This is a genomic window from Roseovarius sp. A46 (assembly GCF_004126395.1).
GTDB lineage: Bacteria > Pseudomonadota > Alphaproteobacteria > Rhodobacterales > Rhodobacteraceae > Roseovarius > Roseovarius nitratireducens.
The window spans coordinates 19292-38078 of sequence record NZ_PVWS01000013.1 but is presented as its reverse complement, the minus strand read 5'-3'; the positions used below and the strand labels follow the sequence as shown (position 1 = coordinate 38078).

At 68.1% G+C, this 18787-nt stretch carries 16 protein-coding genes; 11 read left to right on the top strand and 5 right to left on the bottom strand.

All coding sequences use genetic code 11. The annotated features are described in order from the left end of the window. Nucleotides 1-62 precede the first annotated feature (62 nt). The 10 genes from pal (at nucleotide 63) to C6W92_RS08640 (ending at nucleotide 11515) form a co-directional block, all read left to right on the top strand. Nucleotides 63-566 (top strand): peptidoglycan-associated lipoprotein Pal, encoded by a 504-nt coding sequence (gene pal, locus C6W92_RS08685; protein WP_129432604.1) that lies wholly within the window; start codon nucleotides 63-65, stop codon nucleotides 564-566. A 10-nt stretch (nucleotides 567-576) separates the two neighbouring features. Next, nucleotides 577-1413: a tol-pal system protein YbgF gene (ybgF, locus tag C6W92_RS08680; RefSeq protein ID WP_129432603.1), complete on the top strand. Its 837-nt coding sequence runs from the start codon at nucleotides 577-579 to the stop codon at nucleotides 1411-1413. After that, nucleotides 1410-2657, top strand: a complete 1248-nt coding sequence (gene tilS / locus C6W92_RS08675) for a tRNA lysidine(34) synthetase TilS (RefSeq protein ID WP_129432602.1) — start codon at nucleotides 1410-1412, stop codon at nucleotides 2655-2657. Before ybgF ends, tilS begins: the two co-directional genes overlap by 4 nt. A gap of 158 nt (nucleotides 2658-2815) precedes the next feature. Then, nucleotides 2816-4744: an ATP-dependent zinc metalloprotease FtsH gene (ftsH, locus tag C6W92_RS08670; protein WP_129432601.1), complete on the top strand. Its 1929-nt coding sequence runs from the start codon at nucleotides 2816-2818 to the stop codon at nucleotides 4742-4744. Next, entirely contained in the window at nucleotides 4741-5529 is a 789-nt protein-coding gene (locus C6W92_RS08665) for a methyltransferase domain-containing protein (protein WP_129432600.1), read from the top strand. The genes ftsH and C6W92_RS08665 overlap by 4 nt, the downstream gene beginning before the upstream one ends. Nucleotides 5530-5592: 63 nt before the next feature. Then, nucleotides 5593-6189 carry an MOSC domain-containing protein gene (locus tag C6W92_RS08660; protein WP_129432599.1) on the top strand — a complete coding sequence of 199 codons (597 nt, stop codon included), beginning with the start codon at nucleotides 5593-5595 and terminating at the stop codon, nucleotides 6187-6189. Between the two features lie 127 nt (nucleotides 6190-6316). After that, complete coding sequence (locus C6W92_RS08655; protein ID WP_129432598.1) at nucleotides 6317-7993, top strand: formate--tetrahydrofolate ligase; 1677 nt, start codon at nucleotides 6317-6319, stop codon at nucleotides 7991-7993. Nucleotides 7994-8058: 65 nt separating this feature from the next. Then, nucleotides 8059-8952, top strand: coding sequence for a bifunctional 5,10-methylenetetrahydrofolate dehydrogenase/5,10-methenyltetrahydrofolate cyclohydrolase (locus C6W92_RS08650; protein ID WP_129432597.1), 894 nt, complete (start codon nucleotides 8059-8061; stop codon nucleotides 8950-8952). Nucleotides 8953-8969: 17 nt separating this feature from the next. Continuing rightward, nucleotides 8970-9887, top strand: a complete 918-nt coding sequence (gene folD, locus C6W92_RS08645; RefSeq protein WP_129432596.1) for a bifunctional methylenetetrahydrofolate dehydrogenase/methenyltetrahydrofolate cyclohydrolase FolD — start codon at nucleotides 8970-8972, stop codon at nucleotides 9885-9887. A gap of 383 nt (nucleotides 9888-10270) precedes the next feature. Then, complete coding sequence (locus tag C6W92_RS08640) at nucleotides 10271-11515, top strand: FAD-binding oxidoreductase (RefSeq protein WP_129432595.1); 1245 nt, start codon at nucleotides 10271-10273, stop codon at nucleotides 11513-11515. 6 nt (nucleotides 11516-11521) lie between these two features. Here C6W92_RS08640 and C6W92_RS08635 read toward each other — a convergent pair whose 3' ends face one another. Continuing rightward, nucleotides 11522-13153, bottom strand: a complete 1632-nt coding sequence (locus tag C6W92_RS08635; protein WP_164989203.1) for a peptidoglycan-binding protein — start codon at nucleotides 13151-13153, stop codon at nucleotides 11522-11524. A gap of 20 nt (nucleotides 13154-13173) precedes the next feature. Continuing rightward, a complete protein-coding gene (locus C6W92_RS08630; protein ID WP_129432593.1) occupies nucleotides 13174-14394 on the bottom strand; it encodes an AMP-binding protein in 1221 nt (406 codons plus the stop codon). A 121-nt stretch (nucleotides 14395-14515) separates the two neighbouring features. Here C6W92_RS08630 and C6W92_RS08625 point away from each other — a divergent pair, with 121 nt between their 5' ends. Continuing rightward, the gene (locus tag C6W92_RS08625) at nucleotides 14516-15367 is read left to right on the top strand and encodes a hypothetical protein (RefSeq protein WP_129432592.1); all 852 of its coding nucleotides are present in this window, start codon (nucleotides 14516-14518) and stop codon (nucleotides 15365-15367) included. A gap of 6 nt (nucleotides 15368-15373) precedes the next feature. On the opposite strand, the gene C6W92_RS08620 is transcribed toward C6W92_RS08625, so the two are convergent. The 3 genes from C6W92_RS08620 to C6W92_RS08610 form a co-directional block, all read right to left on the bottom strand. After that, on the bottom strand, nucleotides 15374-16198 hold the full coding sequence (locus tag C6W92_RS08620) for an ABC transporter ATP-binding protein (protein WP_129432591.1): 825 nt from the start codon (nucleotides 16196-16198) through the stop codon (nucleotides 15374-15376). Nucleotides 16199-16325: 127 nt separating this feature from the next. Beyond that, nucleotides 16326-17612, bottom strand: coding sequence for an ABC transporter substrate-binding protein (locus C6W92_RS08615; RefSeq protein WP_129432590.1), 1287 nt, complete (start codon nucleotides 17610-17612; stop codon nucleotides 16326-16328). Between the two features lie 98 nt (nucleotides 17613-17710). Next, entirely contained in the window at nucleotides 17711-18787 is a 1077-nt protein-coding gene (locus tag C6W92_RS08610; RefSeq protein WP_129432589.1) for a branched-chain amino acid ABC transporter permease, read from the bottom strand.

Below are 18787 nucleotides of genomic sequence, written 5' to 3'. Positions count from 1 at the left end.
CGCGCGTTTTCTTGGGCTGCGGCCTGTGGTATGACACGTATAATGAAAAGGGAAAATGCAACATGACCTATCTGAGCAAGACGATCATCCTGGTGGCCGGACTGGCGCTCGCCGCCTGCACCAATCCCGACCGGTTCGCCGACGGCAACGGTTCCGGCGCGGGTGGTGCCGGGCTGTCGGGCGCGGCCTCGGACCCGACGTCGTCGGCCTACTTCCAGCAGGCCGTTGGCGACCGCGTGCTGTTCGCCGTGGACCAGTCCACGCTGTCGGCGCAGGCGCAGTCCACGCTTGACGCGCAGGCGCAATGGCTGATGACCAACAGCGATTATACCGCCGTCATCGAGGGCCATGCCGACGAGCAGGGCACGCGCGAATACAACCTCGCGCTGGGCGCGCGGCGGGCGAACTCGGTGCGCGATTACCTCGTCAGCCGCGGCGTGGCCGACAACCGGCTGCGCACCGTGAGCTATGGCAAGGAACGCCCGATCGAGATTTGCAGCGAAGAGGCGTGCTATGCCAAGAACCGGCGCGCGGTGACGGTGCTCGCCGCCGGGTCCGTAAGCTGAGGCCGGAGCCATGCGCGCAACGCTCAAGGCCATCGCGCTAACGCTGCTCCTCGCCCCCGCAGGGGCGGCGGCGCAAAACGCTGAAACGCTGGCCGACATCCGGCAGGAACTGACGGTTCTGTTCGTCGAGTTGCAGAAGCTCAAGCGCGAGCTGAGCACCACGGGCGGGGCCGCGCAGCCAGCGGGTGGCGGCCCGATGCTCGACCGCGTCAACGCGATCGAGGCCCAGGTGGAGCGGCTGACGGACAAGACCGAGGAGCTGGAATTCCGCATCGACCGGGTGGTGGCGGATGGCACCAACCGCGTGGGCGACCTGGAGTTTCGCCTGTGCGAGATGGAGCCGGGCTGTGACATCGCCGGGCTGGAGCCGGGCGACACGCTGGGCGGGGTGACGCCCTCGACGGGTGGCGTCACGAATCCCGGCGCGGGAGACGGCGAGGGCGAGACCGACGGCCCGCAGCTCGCCGTGGGCGAGCGCGATGATTTCGAGCGCGCGCAAGCGGCCTTCGAGGCCGGCGAGCACGCGCAGGCCGCCGAGCAACTCGCGACCTTCCTCGCCGATTATCCCGGCAGCCCGCTCGCCGGGCAGGCGGGGCTGCTGCGGGGCCGCGCGCTCGAGGCGGACGGGCAGCAGAGTGCTGCGGCACGCGCCTTTCTCGACACGTTCAGCGCCGCGCCAGACGGCCCGGAGGCGTCGCAGGCGCTCTACCTTCTGGGCCGGGCGCTGGGACGGCTGGGCCAGACCGAGGACGCCTGCGTGACGCTGGGGCAGGTCGCGCCGCGCTATCCCGGCGCGGAAGCGGTGGCCGAGGCAGAGGCAGAGATGGCCCGGCTCGGCTGTTCGTGAGCGGCGCAGGCGCGGCGCTCGGGGGGGCGGTGCGCGCGTATTTCGGCGCGGCCCCGCCCGAAGCCTTGGGGGTCGCGGTCTCTGGCGGCAGCGATTCGCTGGCGCTGTTGCATATCCTCAATGACTGGCGAGAAGAGGGCGGCCCCGCCCTGCGCGTGGCGACCGTCGATCATGGGCTGCGCCCCGAGGCAGGCGCCGAGGCCGCGCAGGTGGCGCGGATTTGTGCCGGGTTGGGGATCGGCCACGATAGCCTGCGCTGGGACGGGCAGGGGGCGCGGGGCAACCTGCCCGATGCGGCGCGGCGCGCGCGCTACCGGCTGCTGACGGGATGGGCGCGGCGGCAGGGGATCGCGGACGTGGCCATCGGCCACACCGCCGACGACGTGGCCGAGACCTTTCTCATGCGGCTGGCGCGGGGTGCGGGCGTGGACGGGCTGGCGGCGATGCGGGCGCGCTGGTGCGCGGAGGGTGTCACCTTTCATCGGCCCATGCTGATGCTCGGGCGCGATGACCTGCGCGACATGCTGCGCGCGCGGGGGGTGGCGTGGGCAGACGATCCCACCAACGATGACCCGGCCTACGACCGCACCCGCGCGCGCGCGGCGCTGGCCACACTCGGGCCGCTCGGCCTCGATGCCGGGACGCTGGCGGCGGCGGCGGGGCGGCTGCGCGAGGCGCGCGTGGCGCTCGGCGTCTGCGCCCGCCGCGCGGCGCAGGAAATCGCGCGGGAGGAGGGCGGCGACCTTCTGTGGCGGCGCGACGGTTTCGATGCCCTTCCCGACGAGACGGCGCGGCGGCTGTTGCTGGGGGGGATCGCGTGGATGACCGGGCAGGACTATCCGCCGCGCGGTGCGGCGGGGGTGGCGTTCCTCGAGGCCGCGCGCGCGGGGCGGCGCATGAATTTGCAGGGCTGCGTGCTGAGCGCCGGGCGCGATCATCTGCGGCTGTCGCGGGAATACCGCGCGGTGGCGGGGCTGCGCGCGCCCGCCGGGGCCGTGTGGGACGGGCGCTGGCGCGCCAAGGGTGGCCCCGGGCGGGCCACGGTGGCGGCACTGGGGCCGGTGGGCCTGCGCGCCTGCCCTGACTGGCGCGCGGGCGGGCTGCCGCACGGCTCGGCGCTGGCGAGCCCGGGGCTGTGGCGGGGCGACACCCTCGTTGCCGCGCCGCTGGCGGGGTGGCCCAATGGCTGGCGGCTGGACCTGCTGCGCGGGTTCGGGGATTATCTGGACAGGATCTCGGGCTGAGGCATTTCGCGGCAAGCAGGTGCATATCCGCGACCGCGCGCCACGGGCAGCGACCGTTCGAAAGCCCATTCTTTCATTGAACCCCGGCGGCCAATATCTATTTAAGGTACTAACGCCCCGTGCTATGGGCACGATGACCTCATTTCGGGAGATCTCTATTGGGTAACGCGCGCAACATCGCCTTCTGGCTGATCCTGTTCCTGCTGATCCTGGCACTGTTCAACCTGTTCAGCGGATCGGGCAACACGCTGCAAAGCCAGGCGGTCCCCTACTCGGAATTCGTGACCGCGGTCGATAAGGGCTCGGTCAGCGAGGCCACGATCGACGGCGAAACGATCCGCTACCGCGGCACTGACGGTGCGCAATACACCACCATCCGCCCCGAGGATGCCGAGATCACGCAGCGGCTGATCGAGAACGGCGTTGCCGTCAAGGCCGAGAGCCAGGATCAATCGGGGTTCCAGTCCTTCCTGATCTCGCTCCTGCCGTTCCTGCTGCTGATCGGCGTGTGGATTTATTTCATGAACCGGATGCAGGGCGGCGGCAAGGGCGGCGCGATGGGCTTTGGCAAGTCCAAGGCAAAGATGCTGACCGAGAAGAGCGGGCGCGTCACCTTCGACGACGTGGCCGGGATCGACGAGGCCAAGGAAGAGCTCGAGGAGATCGTCGAGTTCCTGCGCAACCCGCAGAAATTCCGCCGCCTTGGCGGGCAGATCCCCAAGGGCGCGCTGCTGGTGGGCCCGCCGGGCACCGGCAAGACGCTGCTCGCGCGCGCCATCGCGGGCGAGGCGGGGGTGCCGTTCTTTACCATCTCGGGTTCCGATTTTGTCGAGATGTTCGTGGGCGTGGGCGCCTCGCGCGTGCGCGACATGTTCGAGCAGGCCAAGAAGAACGCGCCCTGTATCGTCTTCATCGACGAGATCGACGCCGTGGGCCGCCACCGTGGCGCGGGCTATGGCGGCGGCAATGACGAGCGCGAGCAGACGCTGAACCAGCTTCTGGTGGAAATGGACGGGTTCGAGAGCAACGAGGGCGTGATCATCATCGCCGCCACCAACCGCAAGGACGTGCTGGACCCCGCGCTGCTGCGCCCCGGCCGTTTCGACCGGCAGGTGACGGTGCCCAACCCCGACATCAAGGGCCGCGAGAAGATCCTCGGCGTGCATGCCCGCAAGACGCCGCTGGGCCCGGATGTTGACCTGCGCCTGATCGCGCGCGGCACGCCCGGATTTTCCGGTGCGGACCTTGCCAACCTCGTCAACGAGGCGGCGCTGACCGCCGCGCGGGTAGGCCGCCGGTTTGTCACCATGGTCGATTTCGAGAATGCCAAGGACAAGGTGATGATGGGGGCCGAGCGCCGCTCGATGGTGCTGACCGACGACCAGAAGGAAAAGACCGCTTTTCACGAGGCCGGGCACGCGGTGGTGGGACTCACCTTGCCGAAATGCGACCCCGTGTACAAGGCGACGATCATCCCGCGCGGCGGCGCGCTGGGCATGGTTGTCAGCCTGCCCGAGATCGACCGGCTGAACTGGCACCGCTCGGAATGCGAGGAAAAGCTGGCGATGACGATGGCCGGCAAGGCGGCGGAAATCCTCAAGTACGGCGAGGACAACGTCTCGAACGGCCCGGCGGGCGACATTCAGCAGGCCAGTGGGCTCGCGCGGGCGATGGTGATGCGCTGGGGCATGTCCGACAAGGTCGGCAATGTCGATTACGAGCAGGCGCACGAGGGCTACATGGGCAATGCCGCTGGTGGCTTCTCGATCTCGGCGCATACCAAGGAGCTGATCGAGGACGAGGTCAAGCGCCTCATCGACGAGGCCTATCAGCGCGCCAAGTCTATCCTCGAGGAGCGCCGCAAGGAATGGGAGCGGCTGGCCGAGGGACTGCTGGAATACGAAACGCTGACCGGCGACGAGATCCGCCGCGTGATGGCGGGCGATCCGCCGGAATCGGGCGGCGACGAGGGCAGCGCGCCGGTGACCGAGAAACCCTCTGTCATCGCCGTTCCCAAGACCAAGCCCAAATCCTCGCGCGGCGGTGAGGGCGGCGATGGCGGGCTGGAGCCCGAGCCCTCGACGTGAGCCGGGCCGCGCCCCAGCAGCAGGACTGGAATCCCGGGGCCTATGCGCGGTTCCGGGATCAGCGTCTGCGCCCCGCGCTCGACCTGCTGAACGGGGTCGGACAGATGGGGGCGGGCGACGTGGTCGATCTTGGCTGTGGCAACGGGGTGATGGCCGAAGCGTTGCGCGCCCGCGCCCCCGGGCGCAGCCTGATCGGCGTGGATGCGAGCCCTGCCATGCTGGAAAAGGCGCGGGCGGCTGGCGGATACGACGCGATCCAGCAGGCCGACATCGCCGAGTGGCACCCGCGCCGCGCGCCGGGGATGATCTATTCCAACGCGGTGCTGCACTGGGTTGGCAACCACGAGGTGCTGATGCCCCGGCTGGCCGGGATGCTGGGCAAGGGCGGTACGCTCGCCGTGCAGATGCCGCACCAGAACAAGGCGCCCTCGCACCGGGTCTGGCTCAGCCTTGCCGAGGAGTTCCGCCCCGGCGGGACCGGCAAGATGGGCACCCCCGGCGTGATGGCGCCGGTGCGCTACGAGGAGTTGCTGGCCGGGCTGGGGCAGTTACGGCTGTGGGAGACCGATTACTACCAGCGCCTGACCGCCGAGCCGGGCAGCCACCCGGTGCGCCGCTACACCGAGAGCACCTATGCCCGCCCGGTGCTGGCGATGCTGGAGCCGGACGAGAAGGCCGAGATCATCCGCCGCTACGAGGAGGTGATGCACACCGCCTATCCGGTGCGCGCCGATGGCACGGTGCTGTTCCCGTTCCGGCGGCTGTTCTTTACCCTCACGGTCTGAGCGGGATGGAAAGCGGCCCTGCGGGGCGGATATTTCTGGCAAGATGAAGCGCGGAGGGCGGCCATGCCGGCATTGAAACCGACGGAGTTCACTGCGCGTGTGGTTTGGCTGGGCCGGGTGACGGATCGCGAGGCACGGCTGGAGGCAGAGCCGCTGGACGCGGCCGATCTGACATTCGCCGGGATCGCGGGCGAGGCGCATGGCGGGCGCACGCGGCCCTCGTGCAGCCGGGTCGTGGCGCAGCACCCCCGGGACACCGAGATCGCCAACGTGCGGCAATTGTCGGTGCTGTCGGCCGAGGAGATGGCGGCGATCGCGGCGGAGATGGGGGTGGAGGTGCTCGCGCCCGCCTGGCTGGGCGCGTCGCTGGTGATCGAGGGCATCCCCGATTTCACCCATGTGCCGCCCTCGTCGCGGCTTCAGGGGTCGTCGGGCGCGACCCTCGTGATCGACATGGAGAACCGGCCCTGCCAGCTGCCTGCCCGGGTGATCGAGCGGCACATGCCGGGGCTTGGCAAGGGCTTCAAGCCAGCATCGGAGGGCCGGCGGGGCGTCACCGCATGGGTCGAGCGCGAGGGGCGAATCGCGCTGGGCGAGATGCTGCGACTGCACATCCCCGATCAGCCGGCATGGTCGGGACACGATTGTATGCGCAGCTGACGCGCGCCTGCGACAGCCCGCCGCAAGTGGGGCGGGATGTGTCGGATTCGCCTCTCTCGCGCGGCGGCAAAGCCGTTATAGGCGGGGGTGACGCAACCCCCCACCCCGCCCAGGGAAAGGACCGGACATGAGCTATAAATCCGACATCGAGATCGCGCGCGAGGCCCAGAAGAAACCGATCCAGGAGATCGGTGCCAAGCTGGGCATTCCGTCCGATCACCTGCTGCCCTACGGCCATGACAAGGCCAAGGTGAGCCAGGATTTCATCGATTCGGTGCAGGGCAACAAGACCGGCAAGCTGGTGCTCGTGACCGCGATCAACCCCACCCCCGCGGGCGAGGGCAAGACCACCACCACCGTGGGGCTGGGCGACGGGCTGAACCGTCTTGGCAAGAAGGCCACGGTCTGCATCCGCGAGGCGAGCCTCGGCCCGAATTTCGGCATGAAGGGCGGCGCCGCGGGCGGCGGGCGTGCGCAGGTCGTGCCGATGGAGGACATGAACCTCCATTTCACCGGCGATTTCCACGCCATCACCAGCGCGCACAGCCTGCTGTCGGCGATGATCGACAACCACATCTACTGGGGTAACGAGCAGGATATCGACGTGCGCCGCGTGGTCTGGCGCCGGGTGGTGGACATGAACGACCGCGCGCTGCGGCAGATCAACGTGAGCCTCGGCGGCGTCGCCAACGGATTTCCGCGCGAGGGTGGGTTCGACATCACAGTCGCGTCGGAGGTGATGGCGATCCTGTGCCTGTCGAAGAACCTCAAGGACCTCGAGGAGCGGCTCGGCGCGATGATCGTGGCCTATCGCCGCGACCGGACGCCGGTGTTCTGCCGCGACATCAAGGCCGAGGGCGCGATGACCGTGCTGCTGAAGGACGCGATGCAGCCCAACCTGGTGCAGACGCTGGAGAACAACCCCGCCTTCGTGCATGGCGGGCCGTTCGCCAATATCGCGCATGGCTGCAACTCGGTCATCGCCACCAACACCGCGCTGCGGCTGAGCGATTACGTGGTGACCGAGGCGGGCTTTGGCGCCGATCTGGGCGCCGAGAAGTTCATGAACATCAAGTGCCGCAAGGCCGGGCTCGCGCCCGATTGCGTGGTTCTGGTGGCGACCGTGCGGGCGATGAAGATGAATGGCGGCGTGGCCAAGGCCGATCTGGGGGCCGAGAATGTCGAGGCCGTCGAGGAGGGCTGCGCCAATCTCGGGCGGCATATCGGCAACCTCAAATCCTTTGGCGTGCCGGTGGTCGTGGCGATCAACCATTTCGTCACCGATACCGATGCCGAGATCGCGGCGGTCAAGGCCTATGTCGAGACGCAGGGCAGCGAGGCGGTGCTCAGCCGCCACTGGGAGCACGGCGGCGAGGGGGCCGAGGCGCTGGCGCAGAAGGTGATCGAGATCGCCGAGAGCGGCGCGTCGCAATTCGCCCCGCTTTACCGCGACGACCTGCCGCTGTTCGACAAGATCGAGCGCATCGCCAAGTCGATCTACCGCGCCGACGAGGTGCTGGCCGATGCCAAGATCCGCAACCAGTTGAAGGATTGGGAGGCGCAGGGCTATGGCAACCTGCCCGTTTGCATGGCCAAGACGCAATACAGCTTTTCCACCGATCCCAACCTGCGCGGCGCGCCCACCGGGCATTCGGTGCCGGTCCGCGAGGTGCGGCTGTCGGCAGGGGCGGGGTTCGTCGTGGTGGTCTGTGGTGAGATCATGACCATGCCGGGCCTGCCCTCGCGCCCGGCGGCGGAGAACATCCGCCTCAACGACGCGGGCCAGATCGAAGGCTTGTTCTGATCCTCTCCGCGGGGCCCGTGTCGCGCAGGCGACCGGGCCCCGCGACACGTTGGCGGGAGAGCGACATGCGCGCACAGGTCATCGACGGCAAGGCCATCGCCACCCGGATGCGGGCCGAGACCCGTGCGCAGGCGCAGGCGCTGGCCGAGACGGGCTGGATGCCGCGGCTGGTATCGGTCAGCGTGGGCGACACCGCCGCCGCCGAAATCTACGTGCGCAACCAGGGCCGCGCGGCTGAGCAGGCGGGGGTGGAGTTCGAGACCCGCGCCTATCCCGGGGACATCTCGCTCGAGCAGTTGACCGGGGTGCTGACCGGGCTCAACGCCGACCCGCGCGTCAACGGCATCATCATCCAGCGTCCGCTGCCCGCGCATATCCCGGTCAAGGCGCTGCAAAAGGCAGTGCACCCGCTCAAGGACGTGGAGGGGATGCACCCCGCCTCCATCGGCAATATCGTCTACAACGATCTCGCGCTCGGGCCGTGTACCGCGGTGGCAGCGGTGGAAATCCTCAAGACGCTGCCGCTCGGCCTCGAGGGGCTGGACGTGACGGTGATCGGGCATTCCGAGATCGTCGGCAAGCCCATCGCCTTTCTGATGATGGGGCTGGGCGCGACGGTGACGGTGTGCCATCACATGACGCGCTCGGTGCCGATGCATTCGCGCGCCTCGGACGTGGTGTTCGTGGCAGTGGGCAAGCCTGGTCTGGTCACGGGCGAGATGCTCAAGCCCGGCGCGGCGCTCATTGACATCGGCATCAACCGGGTCGAGACGCCCGAGGGCGGCAAGACGGTGGGCGACGCCGATTTCGATAGCTGCGCCGAGGTGGCAGGCTGGATCACGCCGGTGCCGGGGGGTGTTGGGCCGGTGACGGTGTCGGTGCTGATGCAGAACGCGGTGCTGGCCACGCGGATGCAGATGGAGCATTACCGCGCCACCTATACCGGCGCGGCACAATAACGGAAAGGACACGGGCAATGAGCGCGACGATCATCGACGGCAAGGCCTTTGCGGCCACCATCCGGGGCAAGGTGGGCGATCACGTCAGCCGGCTGAAGGAAACGCACGGGATCACCCCCGGCCTCGCCGTGGTGCTGGTGGGCGAGGACCCGGCCAGCCAGGTCTACGTCCGGTCCAAGGGCAAGCAGACCGTCGAGGCGGGGATGAACTCCTATGAGCACAAGCTGGATGCCGACACCTCGCAGGCCGACCTGCTGGCGCTCATTGACACGCTCAACAACGATGCGGACGTGCATGGCATCCTCGTGCAACTGCCGCTGCCCGGGCATATCGATTCGGACCTCGTGATCAATTCCATCGACCCCGCCAAGGACGTGGACGGCTTTCACATCTCCAACGTCGGCCTGCTGGGCACCGGGCAGAAAAGTATGGTGCCCTGCACACCGCTGGGCTGCCTGATGATGCTTCGCGACCATCTGGGATCGCTGAGCGGGCTGGATGCGGTGGTTGTCGGGCGCTCCAACATCGTCGGCAAGCCGATGGCGCAGCTTCTGTTGGGCGAGAGCTGCACCGTGACCATCGCGCATTCGCGCACCCGCGACCTGCCCGACGTGGTGCGCCGCGCCGACATCGTGGTGGCCGCCGTCGGCCGCCCCGAAATGGTGCCGGGCGAGTGGATCAAGCCGGGGGCCACGGTGATCGACGTCGGCATCAACCGGATCGAGGCGCCGGAACGCGGCACGAACGAGGATGGCAGCGTCAAGACCCGCCTGGTGGGCGATTGCCATTTCGAGAGCTGCGCGGCGGTGGCGGGCGCGATCACCCCGGTGCCGGGCGGCGTGGGGCCGATGACCATCGCCTGCCTGCTGGCCAACACCGTCACCGCCTGCTGCCGCGCGAATGGCTTGGCGGAGCCGGAGGGCCTCACCGCCTGAGGCGGGTCGGGGGCCGCCTTCGGCCTGGAGCGGTCTTTGGGATTTGGTCCCGGCGCGGATTCAAGGCCGAAGGCCGCCGCGCCATCGCATGTCCGCCCGTCGCACCGGAGGTGCGCCAACCTGTATCGGCACGCCTTTGGCGTGACGGACAGGCGATATGGTTAAGCCAGCGCGCCGACTAAATCTTTTGCGGGAAAGCTGAAATAAAGCGCACTGAAAAACCGTCGGGTCGCCTGCCCGCGGACATGCGAGGCGCGGCTCAGCGCTTGACGTTCAACGTCCGCTCCACGCCATTTCCACCCCTGTGCCATGACAGGGCTTGCACCGGCGCGCGGGCTGGGCTTCCTTGGCGGCGCACTATCCCCCGAAGGAGCCCCTCGCGCATGAGCCATACCCGCACCATCGTCGTCATCGGCGCCGGCATCTGTGGTCTCGCCTCGGCCATATGGCTTACCCGTGCGGGCCACCGCGTCACGCTCATCGACCGCGATGCGCCCGGCGCCGGGGCGTCGCAGGGCAATGCCGGGCTGATGGCGCAATGGGCCATCGTGCCGGTCAACACGCCGGGCATTCTGACCACGGCGCTCAAGTATCTCGCCGATCCCGGCGCGCCGCTGTGGCTCCGCTGGCGCGACCTGCCGCGCCTCGCCCCGTGGCTGTGGCAGTTCGCGCGCAACGCCAACCCGCGCGACGCCGCGCGCATGACCCGGGGGCTGATCCCGCTGGTCACCGACAGCGTCGATCAGCACCGCGCGCTGGTGCGCGGCACCCGCGCCGAGAAATGGCTCGCCACCAGCGATCTCGCCTACGCGTATGACAGCCGCGCCGCCTATGAGGCCGATGCCTATGGCTGGCAGGCCAAGCGCGAGGCGGGGTTCATTCCCGATGTGATCGAGGGCGCGGCCGTGCAGGAGGCGGAGCCGCTTGTAGGCCCCGCCATCGGATGCCTCGCAATGTTGCGCGGGCAGGGGCATGTGCGCGATCCCGGCGCCTACATGGCCGATCTCGCAGCCGTCTTTCAGGCCGAAGGCGGGCGGTACCTGCAAGCCGAGGCGCGCGATGTCACCCTCGCCGACGGGCGCATCACGCAGGTGCTGACCGATCAGGGCCCCTTGGCCTGCGACGCGGCGGTGCTGGCGGCGGGGGTCTGGTCCGGGCCGCTGATGAAGAAACTCGGCCTCAAGGTGCCGCTGGCCGCCGAGCGCGGCTATCACCTGCACCTCGCCCAGCCCTCGGCCCTGCCGCGCCAGCCGCTGATGATGGCGCGGGGCAAGTTCGCGGTGACGCCGATGGCCACCGGGTTGCGCTGCGCGGGCACGGTCGAACTGGGCGATCCGGACGCACCGCCGTCGCGCGCGCCCTTTGCCATGATCCGGCGCGAGATCGCCCGCGTCTTTCCCGATCTGCGGTTCGAGACGGCAGAGGAATGGATGGGCCCGCGCCCCTCGACCCCCGACAGCCTGCCGCTTATCGGCGAAATCGGCGCGACGGGCGTCTTTGCCGCCTTCGGGCATCAGCATGTCGGGCTGACGGCGGGGCCGCGCACGGGGCGCATGGTGGCCGACCTGATCGGCGGCAAGCGCCCCAATCTGGATCTCGCCCCCTATGACGCCAACCGCTTTACCTGACGCCGTTCAGCGCATTCCCATCAGCGCCGCCGCTGTCGCCTGCGAGACATGGCCCGTGACCGGCAGGCCGCGATGGCGCTGGAAGCGGCGGATCGCCGCGCGCGTCTCCTCGGTGAACCGGCCGTCCACCGGCCCCGGTTCGGCCCCGACCTGCGCCAGCCGGCGCTCGATCAGGATACGCACCACCTCGGCCCCGGCATAGATCTTCTCCTCCTCGCGCGCCTGCGCGATGGCCTCGTTCTCGGCGCGGCCCTGCTCGATCTCGTCGAGCCGCGCGCGCGCCTCCTCGGCAAAGCGGCTTTCGGGGTGATCGCGCAGGAAGGCGGCATAGGCCTCGGCCGTGTTGGCCTCGCGTGCGGCCTGCCAGTCGGCGCGCGCCGCCCGGTCGGCCTCGTCGCGGCGGGCCTCCTCGATCTCGTCGAGCCGGGCGCGCGCGGTCTCGGCGAAAAGCCCCTCGGGGTAGCGGTCGAGATAGGCGCGCAGCCCCGCCTCGTCCTCGCCGCGCCCGGTGTCGCGCCAATACGCGCGGTCGCGGCGCTCCTCCTGCATCTGCTGCCGGCGCTCTTCCTCTTCGATCTCGCGCTGACGGGCGGTCGCGTCCGCGCGCAGCCGCGCAAGGTCGTTGCGATCCAGATAGCCGGTCGGCGCCACGCCTGCCTGTTCCTGCCAGTCGGCGATCGCGCCGCGCGTGCCGCGTCCGAAAATCCCGTCTATGCCCCGCTCGTAGAACCCCAGCACCGCCAGCCACCGCTGCACGTCCCGGCGGTCCGCCCGGGTCAGGTCCAGTGCCTCTTCGGCGGCGCGCGCCTCACGCTCGGGCGCGTCTCGCAGCCAGTCGCGGCGCTCCTGCGCTTCGCCCAGGTAACGCCCCTCGGGATAGGCGGCGATATAGGCGTCATAGGCCGCCACCGTGTCCAGCGTCTCGACCGCCTGCCAGAAGCCATCCTCGCGCGCCTCGGCCAGTTGCGCCTCGGGCACCATGTCCGGCCCCGGCCCCATCAGACCCATCTCGCCCGACAGGTTGCCCGACAGGATGACGCCGTCCGGTGCCGCGCGCGCCACCCCGGCAAAGCTCGTCCCGGGGGCGAGCAAGGGTCCGCCCAGCAGCGCGGCGATGCCCTTGCGCGGGCCGATGGCATAGGTCACGCCCGGCACCTCGGAAAATCCCGACAGCCCCGGTATCAGCCCCGCGCCCGCCGCTTCGCCCTCCTCGGGTGCCAGAACCAGCACGGCGGGTCCCTCCACCGCCCCGGCAATCGCCGAGAGCGCATTGACCGACAGCCCCGCCGCGCCGATCCGCAGTCGCGAGACCGTGCCCACACCCTCCGGCAACAGCCAGCTATCCTGCCCGTCCCCGGCCATCTCTCCGGCGGCGAGGATCACCAGCCGGGCCACCTCGCCCGCCGTGATCCGTGCCTCGAGATCGAGCGCGGCGGCGCGCAGCGGCGCGATACCCTCGCCCTCGGGGGCCACCACCTCGAACCCGGCCTGCTCCAGCGCCGCGCCCGGGTCGAACGCCACCGCCGAGCGCCGGTCACCCTGCGCACGGGTATCGAGGATCAGCGCCAGATCGGCGGCAAGCGATGGCCCAGCCAGCACGCAGAGCCACAAGACCGCCGAGAAAAGTTTACGCTGCACCATACCTTCACCCTACAAACTCACTCGTAACTGCGCAAATCCTCGATCACCTTGCCATCGTTGGGCAGACTGCCCGGCGGCACGATCTCGATCCGGCCCTTGAGCTTGAGCACCTCGCTCACCGCCCCGGCATAGTGATCGGCTTCACCCTCCGCCGCCTCGATGCGCACGGTCATCACGTCCGCCTCGCCCTCTCGGCTGGCGATCACGCGGGCGCGCCCAATTCCGTCATGACGGGCCACCAATGCGGCCACCTGCTCGGGGCGCACGAACATGCCCTTGATCTTGGTGGTCTGGTCGGCGCGGCCCATCCAGCCCTTGATGCGCATGTTGGTGCGGCCGCAGGGGCTTGTCCCCTCCATCACCGCGCTCAGGTCGCCGGTGGCAAAGCGTATCAGCGGATAATCGGGGTTGAGCGTGGTCACCACCACCTCGCCGACCTCGCCATGCGGGACCGGGTCGCCGGTGCCGGGGCGCACGATCTCGACGATCACGCCCTCGTCCACGATCATCCCGTCCTGCGCGGCGCTTTCATAGGCGATATTGCCCAGGTCGGCGGTGGCATAGCATTGCAGGCAGGCGATGCCGCGATCCGCGTATTCCTGCCGCAGCGACGGAAACAGCGCGCCGCCCCCCACCGCCGCCTTGGTGATGTTCAGCGCGAGGCCCATCTCCTCGGCCTTGTCGAGGATCACCTTCAGGTAATCGGGCGTCCCGGCATAGGCGGTCACGCCCACGTCATGCGCCGCGCGCGCCTGCAACTCGGTCTGCCCGGTGCCCGCAGGCAGCACCGCCGCGCCCACCGCGCGCGCGCCGTTCTCGAAGATCATGCCGGCGGGCGTCAGGTGATAGCCGAAACAGTTCTGTACGATATCGCCTTGTCCCACGCCGCAGGCATGCAGGAAGCGGCCCACGCGCCACCAGTCATGGCTGTCGCCGCCTGGCTCGTAGATCGGGCCCGGCGACTGAAAGATGTGGGCGAAACCATGCGCGGGCCGCGCGGTCAGCCCGCCGAAGGGGGCCGCCGCGCCCTGCGCGCGCCCCAAATCGGACTTGCGCAGAACCGGCAGCGTGGCGAGCGCACCCGCATCCGTTACCCGTGCCGCCTCGACCCCGTCGAGCGCGCCGGCATAGCCCGGCAAGGCCTGCGCACGGGCGATCTGTGCGGGCAGGGCGCGCGCCAGCGCCTCGGCCCGCGCCTCGTTGCTGCGCGTTTCCAACTCGTCGAAATACTGGGTCATCGCGTCATCCTCTGCCTGCCGCCTTACGTTGCGACAGCTTGACCAATTGTTTGAAACCGGCGTTCGGCGCATAAACGGTGCTCTTTTGTATACCGAACGCATATCTTGCCCGAGGCCCGCCATGACGACCCCGACAGACGCGCCCGAGGCGCTCGACGATGCCGCACTCGACCGCCGGATCGCCTTTCACCCTGACATCCAGGTGATGGAGGCCGATTTCTCGAGGCTCCATTTCGAGGATTCCGCCACCGTCAACCGGGTCTACGACCGGCTCGAGGCACGCATCGGCGAGACCGGCGAAGAGCTCTGGTTTTTCCTCGTCAACCTCAACGGCACCCGCATCGACCCGGCGGCATGGATCGCCTATTCGCGCCGCGGTCGCGCGCTCAACTACGCGCATTCGATGGGTTCGGTGCGGTTCGACGCCTCCGACGACACCCGCCGCCAGATCGAACGCGCCGCCGATACCGAAGCCTTCGACCCCAACCTGTGCCTGACCCGCGAAGCCGCCCTCGACCGCATCGCCGATTTCCCCAGCACGCGGCGCAAGCGCGTGATCCGCCCCCCCAGCCACAGCGACGAAGAGATCGCGCGCCGGATCAGCTTCGATCCCGGGCGGCGCATCATGGAGGCGGATTTCTCGGATTTCACCTTCCATCACGGGCGCGATGTCGATCACGTCTACGACCATATCGAGGCCCGCATCCGCGAAACCGAGCGCAAGTGGTTCTTCCTCGTCAACCTCAACGGTTGCCGGATCCTGCCCGCGGCATGGGTGCGCTACGCGCATCGCGGCAAGCGGCTCAACGAGGCGGCATCGCTTGGATCGGCGCGGTATGCCGCGGGTTCGGAAACCGAGCAGGACATCCGCCTGCGCGCCGAGAGCCAGGGCTTCCGCCCCAACATCCGCAACACGCGGGCCGAGGCGCTCGATCTGATCGAGGAGATGCGGGCCGAGTTGTTGCAAGGCTGATCCTCCTCAGCTCAGCCACCGCTTGCGACGGCGATAGCTGCGCACGTCGCGGAACGATTTGCGCCCCTCGTCCGACACGCCGAGATAGAATTCCTTGACGTCCGGGTTCTCGCGCAGCGCGGCGGCGGGGCCGTCCATCACCACGCGCCCGGATTCCAGGATATAGCCGTGATGCGCGAACCGCAGCGCCACGTTGGTGTTCTGCTCGGCCAGCAGGAAGGTATATCCTTCCTTTTCGTTCAGCGACTTCACGATCTCGAAAATCTGTTCCACCAGTTGCGGCGCAAGCCCCATCGACGGCTCGTCCAGCAGGATCGTCTCGGGCCGCGCCATCAGCGCGCGACCGATCGCGCACATCTGCTGCTCGCCGCCCGAGGTATAGCCCGCCTGGCTGCGGCGGCGCTCCTTGAGGCGCGGGAAATAGTCATAAACCATCTCGAGATCGGCATCGAGCTCGGCCCGGCCAATGCCGCGGGTATAGGCACCGGTCAGCAAGTTTTCCTCGATGGTCAGGTGCTCGAAACAGTGCCGCCCCTCCATCACCTGCACCACCCCCATCTTCACCAGATCGGAGGGCAGCAGGTCCTGCACCCGTTCGCCGCGATAGCGGATCGCGCCCTTGGTGACCTCGCCGCGCTCGGATTTCAGCAGGTTGGAAATGGCCTTGAGCGTGGTGGTCTTGCCCGCGCCGTTGCCGCCCAGAAGCGCGGTGATCCCGCCCTTGGGCACCTTGAGGCTGACGCCCTTCAGCACGAGGATCACGTGATTGTAGATCACCTCGATATTGTTGACCTCGAGAAGCGCCTCGTCGGTCTTTCCTGCATCCAGCATCGCCCAGGCTCCGTTTCATCAGGCCGCGCCAGCCCCGTCTCAGGGCACGCGTCCCGGTTTCTTCTTGGCAAAAATACTCAGATCGTCCGGCCGCCGCAGGGTGCGGCGGCCGGACATGGTGATGGCTTCAGCAGCCCGGTTCGATGCCGTTCTCTTCGGCGAACTGCTTGGAATCCTCGGCCACGAGCGCCGAGATGATCTCCTGGTCCGACTGGTAGTAGTCGGTGATCAGCTCGAACTCGCCCGCCTCGGCATTCCACTGCGACACGGCCCCATAGCCGTTACCGCCGTGGTTCTCGCAGGACACGGTAAACTCGGGGCCAAAGTTCGGAAGGCCCAGCCCGGCCATCTTCTCTTCGGTCATTTCGAGGTTCTCCATGCCGTCGCGCATCTGGGCCGCGTTGATCGCGCTCACGCCGTGCATTTCCTGCGCGGTCTTGATCGCCTCGGCGGCCAGCATCGCGGCATACATGCCCCGGTTATAGAGCACGGTGCCGATCTGGTCGCCCGCGCCGGCGGCGTTGCCGGAGTCGACGACATGCTTCTGGATGTCGTCATAGACCGGGTAATCCGACCCAAGGTTGTGGAAGGTCAGCGCCTTGTAGCCGTTGGCCTTGTCGCCCGCCGCCTTCACGTCGTTCTCGGAGCCGGACCACCAGATGCCGATGAACTGGTCCATCGGAAAGCGGATGTTGACGGCCTCCTGGATGGCGACCTGGTTCATCACGCCCCAGCCCCACATGATCACGTTGTCGGGCTTTTCGCGGCGGATCTGGAGCCATTGCGACTTCTGCTCCTGGCCGGGGTGATCCACCGGCAGCAGCATCAACTCGAAGCCGTGCTTTTTCGACAGCTCTTCGAGCGTCCGGATCGGCTCCTTGCCATAGGCAGAGTTGTGATAGACCAGCGCGATCTTGCGCCCGCTGATGTCACCGCCATTCTCGTTGAGGATATGGGTGATGGCGTGGCTCGCCCCGTCCCAGTAGTTGGCCGGATAGTTGAACACCCACTTGAACACCGAGCCGTTCTTGGCCGAGGTGCGCCCGTAGCCCATCGTGTGAAGCGGAATGCCGTCGGCGGTGGCCTTGGGAATGAGCTGATAGGTGATGCCGGTCGAGAGCGGCTGATAGACCAGCGCGCCGCCGCCTTCGCCCTTGGTGGCCTCGTAGCACTCGACGCCCTTCTCGGTGTTGTAGCCGGTCTCGCATTCCACGAGGTTGATCTTTTCCCCGCCGATACCGCCGTCACGCTCGTTCAGCAGCGTGAAATAATCCTGGTAGCCGTCCGAGAACGGGATGCCGTTCGCGGCATAGGGGCCGGTGCGATAGCTGGTATCGACGATGGTCAGATCGGCGAGCGCCGGTCCTGCCACCATCGCAGCCGCCAGCGCGGTTGCCATGAGTTTCTGTTTCATCGGTCTTATCCTCCCTTGGTTTATCCGATGTCTTTCCTTGAACGCGATCTCCTGCGCCCAATCGCGTAGGGTGGGTGCCAACCCACCGATGGCCCGCCCTAGTGCGGGAAGGGCCAAAGCCTCAGTTTCTCCTTTGCCACGCGCCACAGTTGCGCCAGCCCGTGCGGCTCGGCCACCAGGAACACGATGATCAGCGAACCCACGATCATCAGTTCGAGATGCGCGGCGAGGTCCGTCGGCCAGCCGAGCGTGCCCACCAGCGTGTTCTTCAGCAAGACCGGCAAGAGCACGAGGAACGCCGCCCCCGCAAAGCTGCCAAAGATCGAGCCGAGCCCGCCGATGATGACCATGAACAGCACCAGGAACGACTTGTTGATGCCGAACGCCTCGCCCACCTCGACAGCACCCAGATAGACGGCAAAGAACAGCGCGCCCGAGATACCCACGAAAAAGCCCGAGACGGCAAAGGCCGACAGCTTGGCCTTGAGCGGGTTCACCCCGATGATCTCGGCGGCGATGTCCATGTCGCGGATGGCCATCCACTTGCGCCCCGCCATGCCGCGCGTCAGGTTGCGCGCGATGAGCGCCGAGGCCGTCACGAAGACGAGGCAAAAGAGATAGGCCGCCCACGGCGCGGTTTCCGCCCCGGTGATCGGAACGCCGGCGATGGTGCGCTCGGGCGCGCTGATCTGGCCCGAGGCCGAATAGTTGTAGAACCACGGCACCCGGTTGAACAGCCACACAAGGAAGAACTGCGCCGCCAGCGTCGCCACCGCGAGGTAGAACCCCTTGATCCGCAGGGATGGCAGGCCGAATAGCACGCAGACCGCCGCCGTGATCCCGCCCGCGATGATGACGTGGAAGAAGATGCTCACCTCGGGAAAGGCTGTCATCAGCTTGTAGACCGCATAGGCCCCCACCGCCATGAACCCGCCAGTGCCGAGGCTGACCTGCCCGCAATAGCCCACGAGGATATTCAGCCCGATCGCCGCGATCGCGTAGATCAGGAACGGCAGGAACACCGCGTTCACCCAGTAATCGTCGATGACCAGGGGCACCACGGCAAAGGCCGCCACCAGCACCGCGTAATAGCGGTAGCGGTCGAACTTGATCGGGAAGGTCTGGCTGTCGTCGGTATAGGAGGTCTTGAAATCTCCAGCCTCGCGGTAAAACAT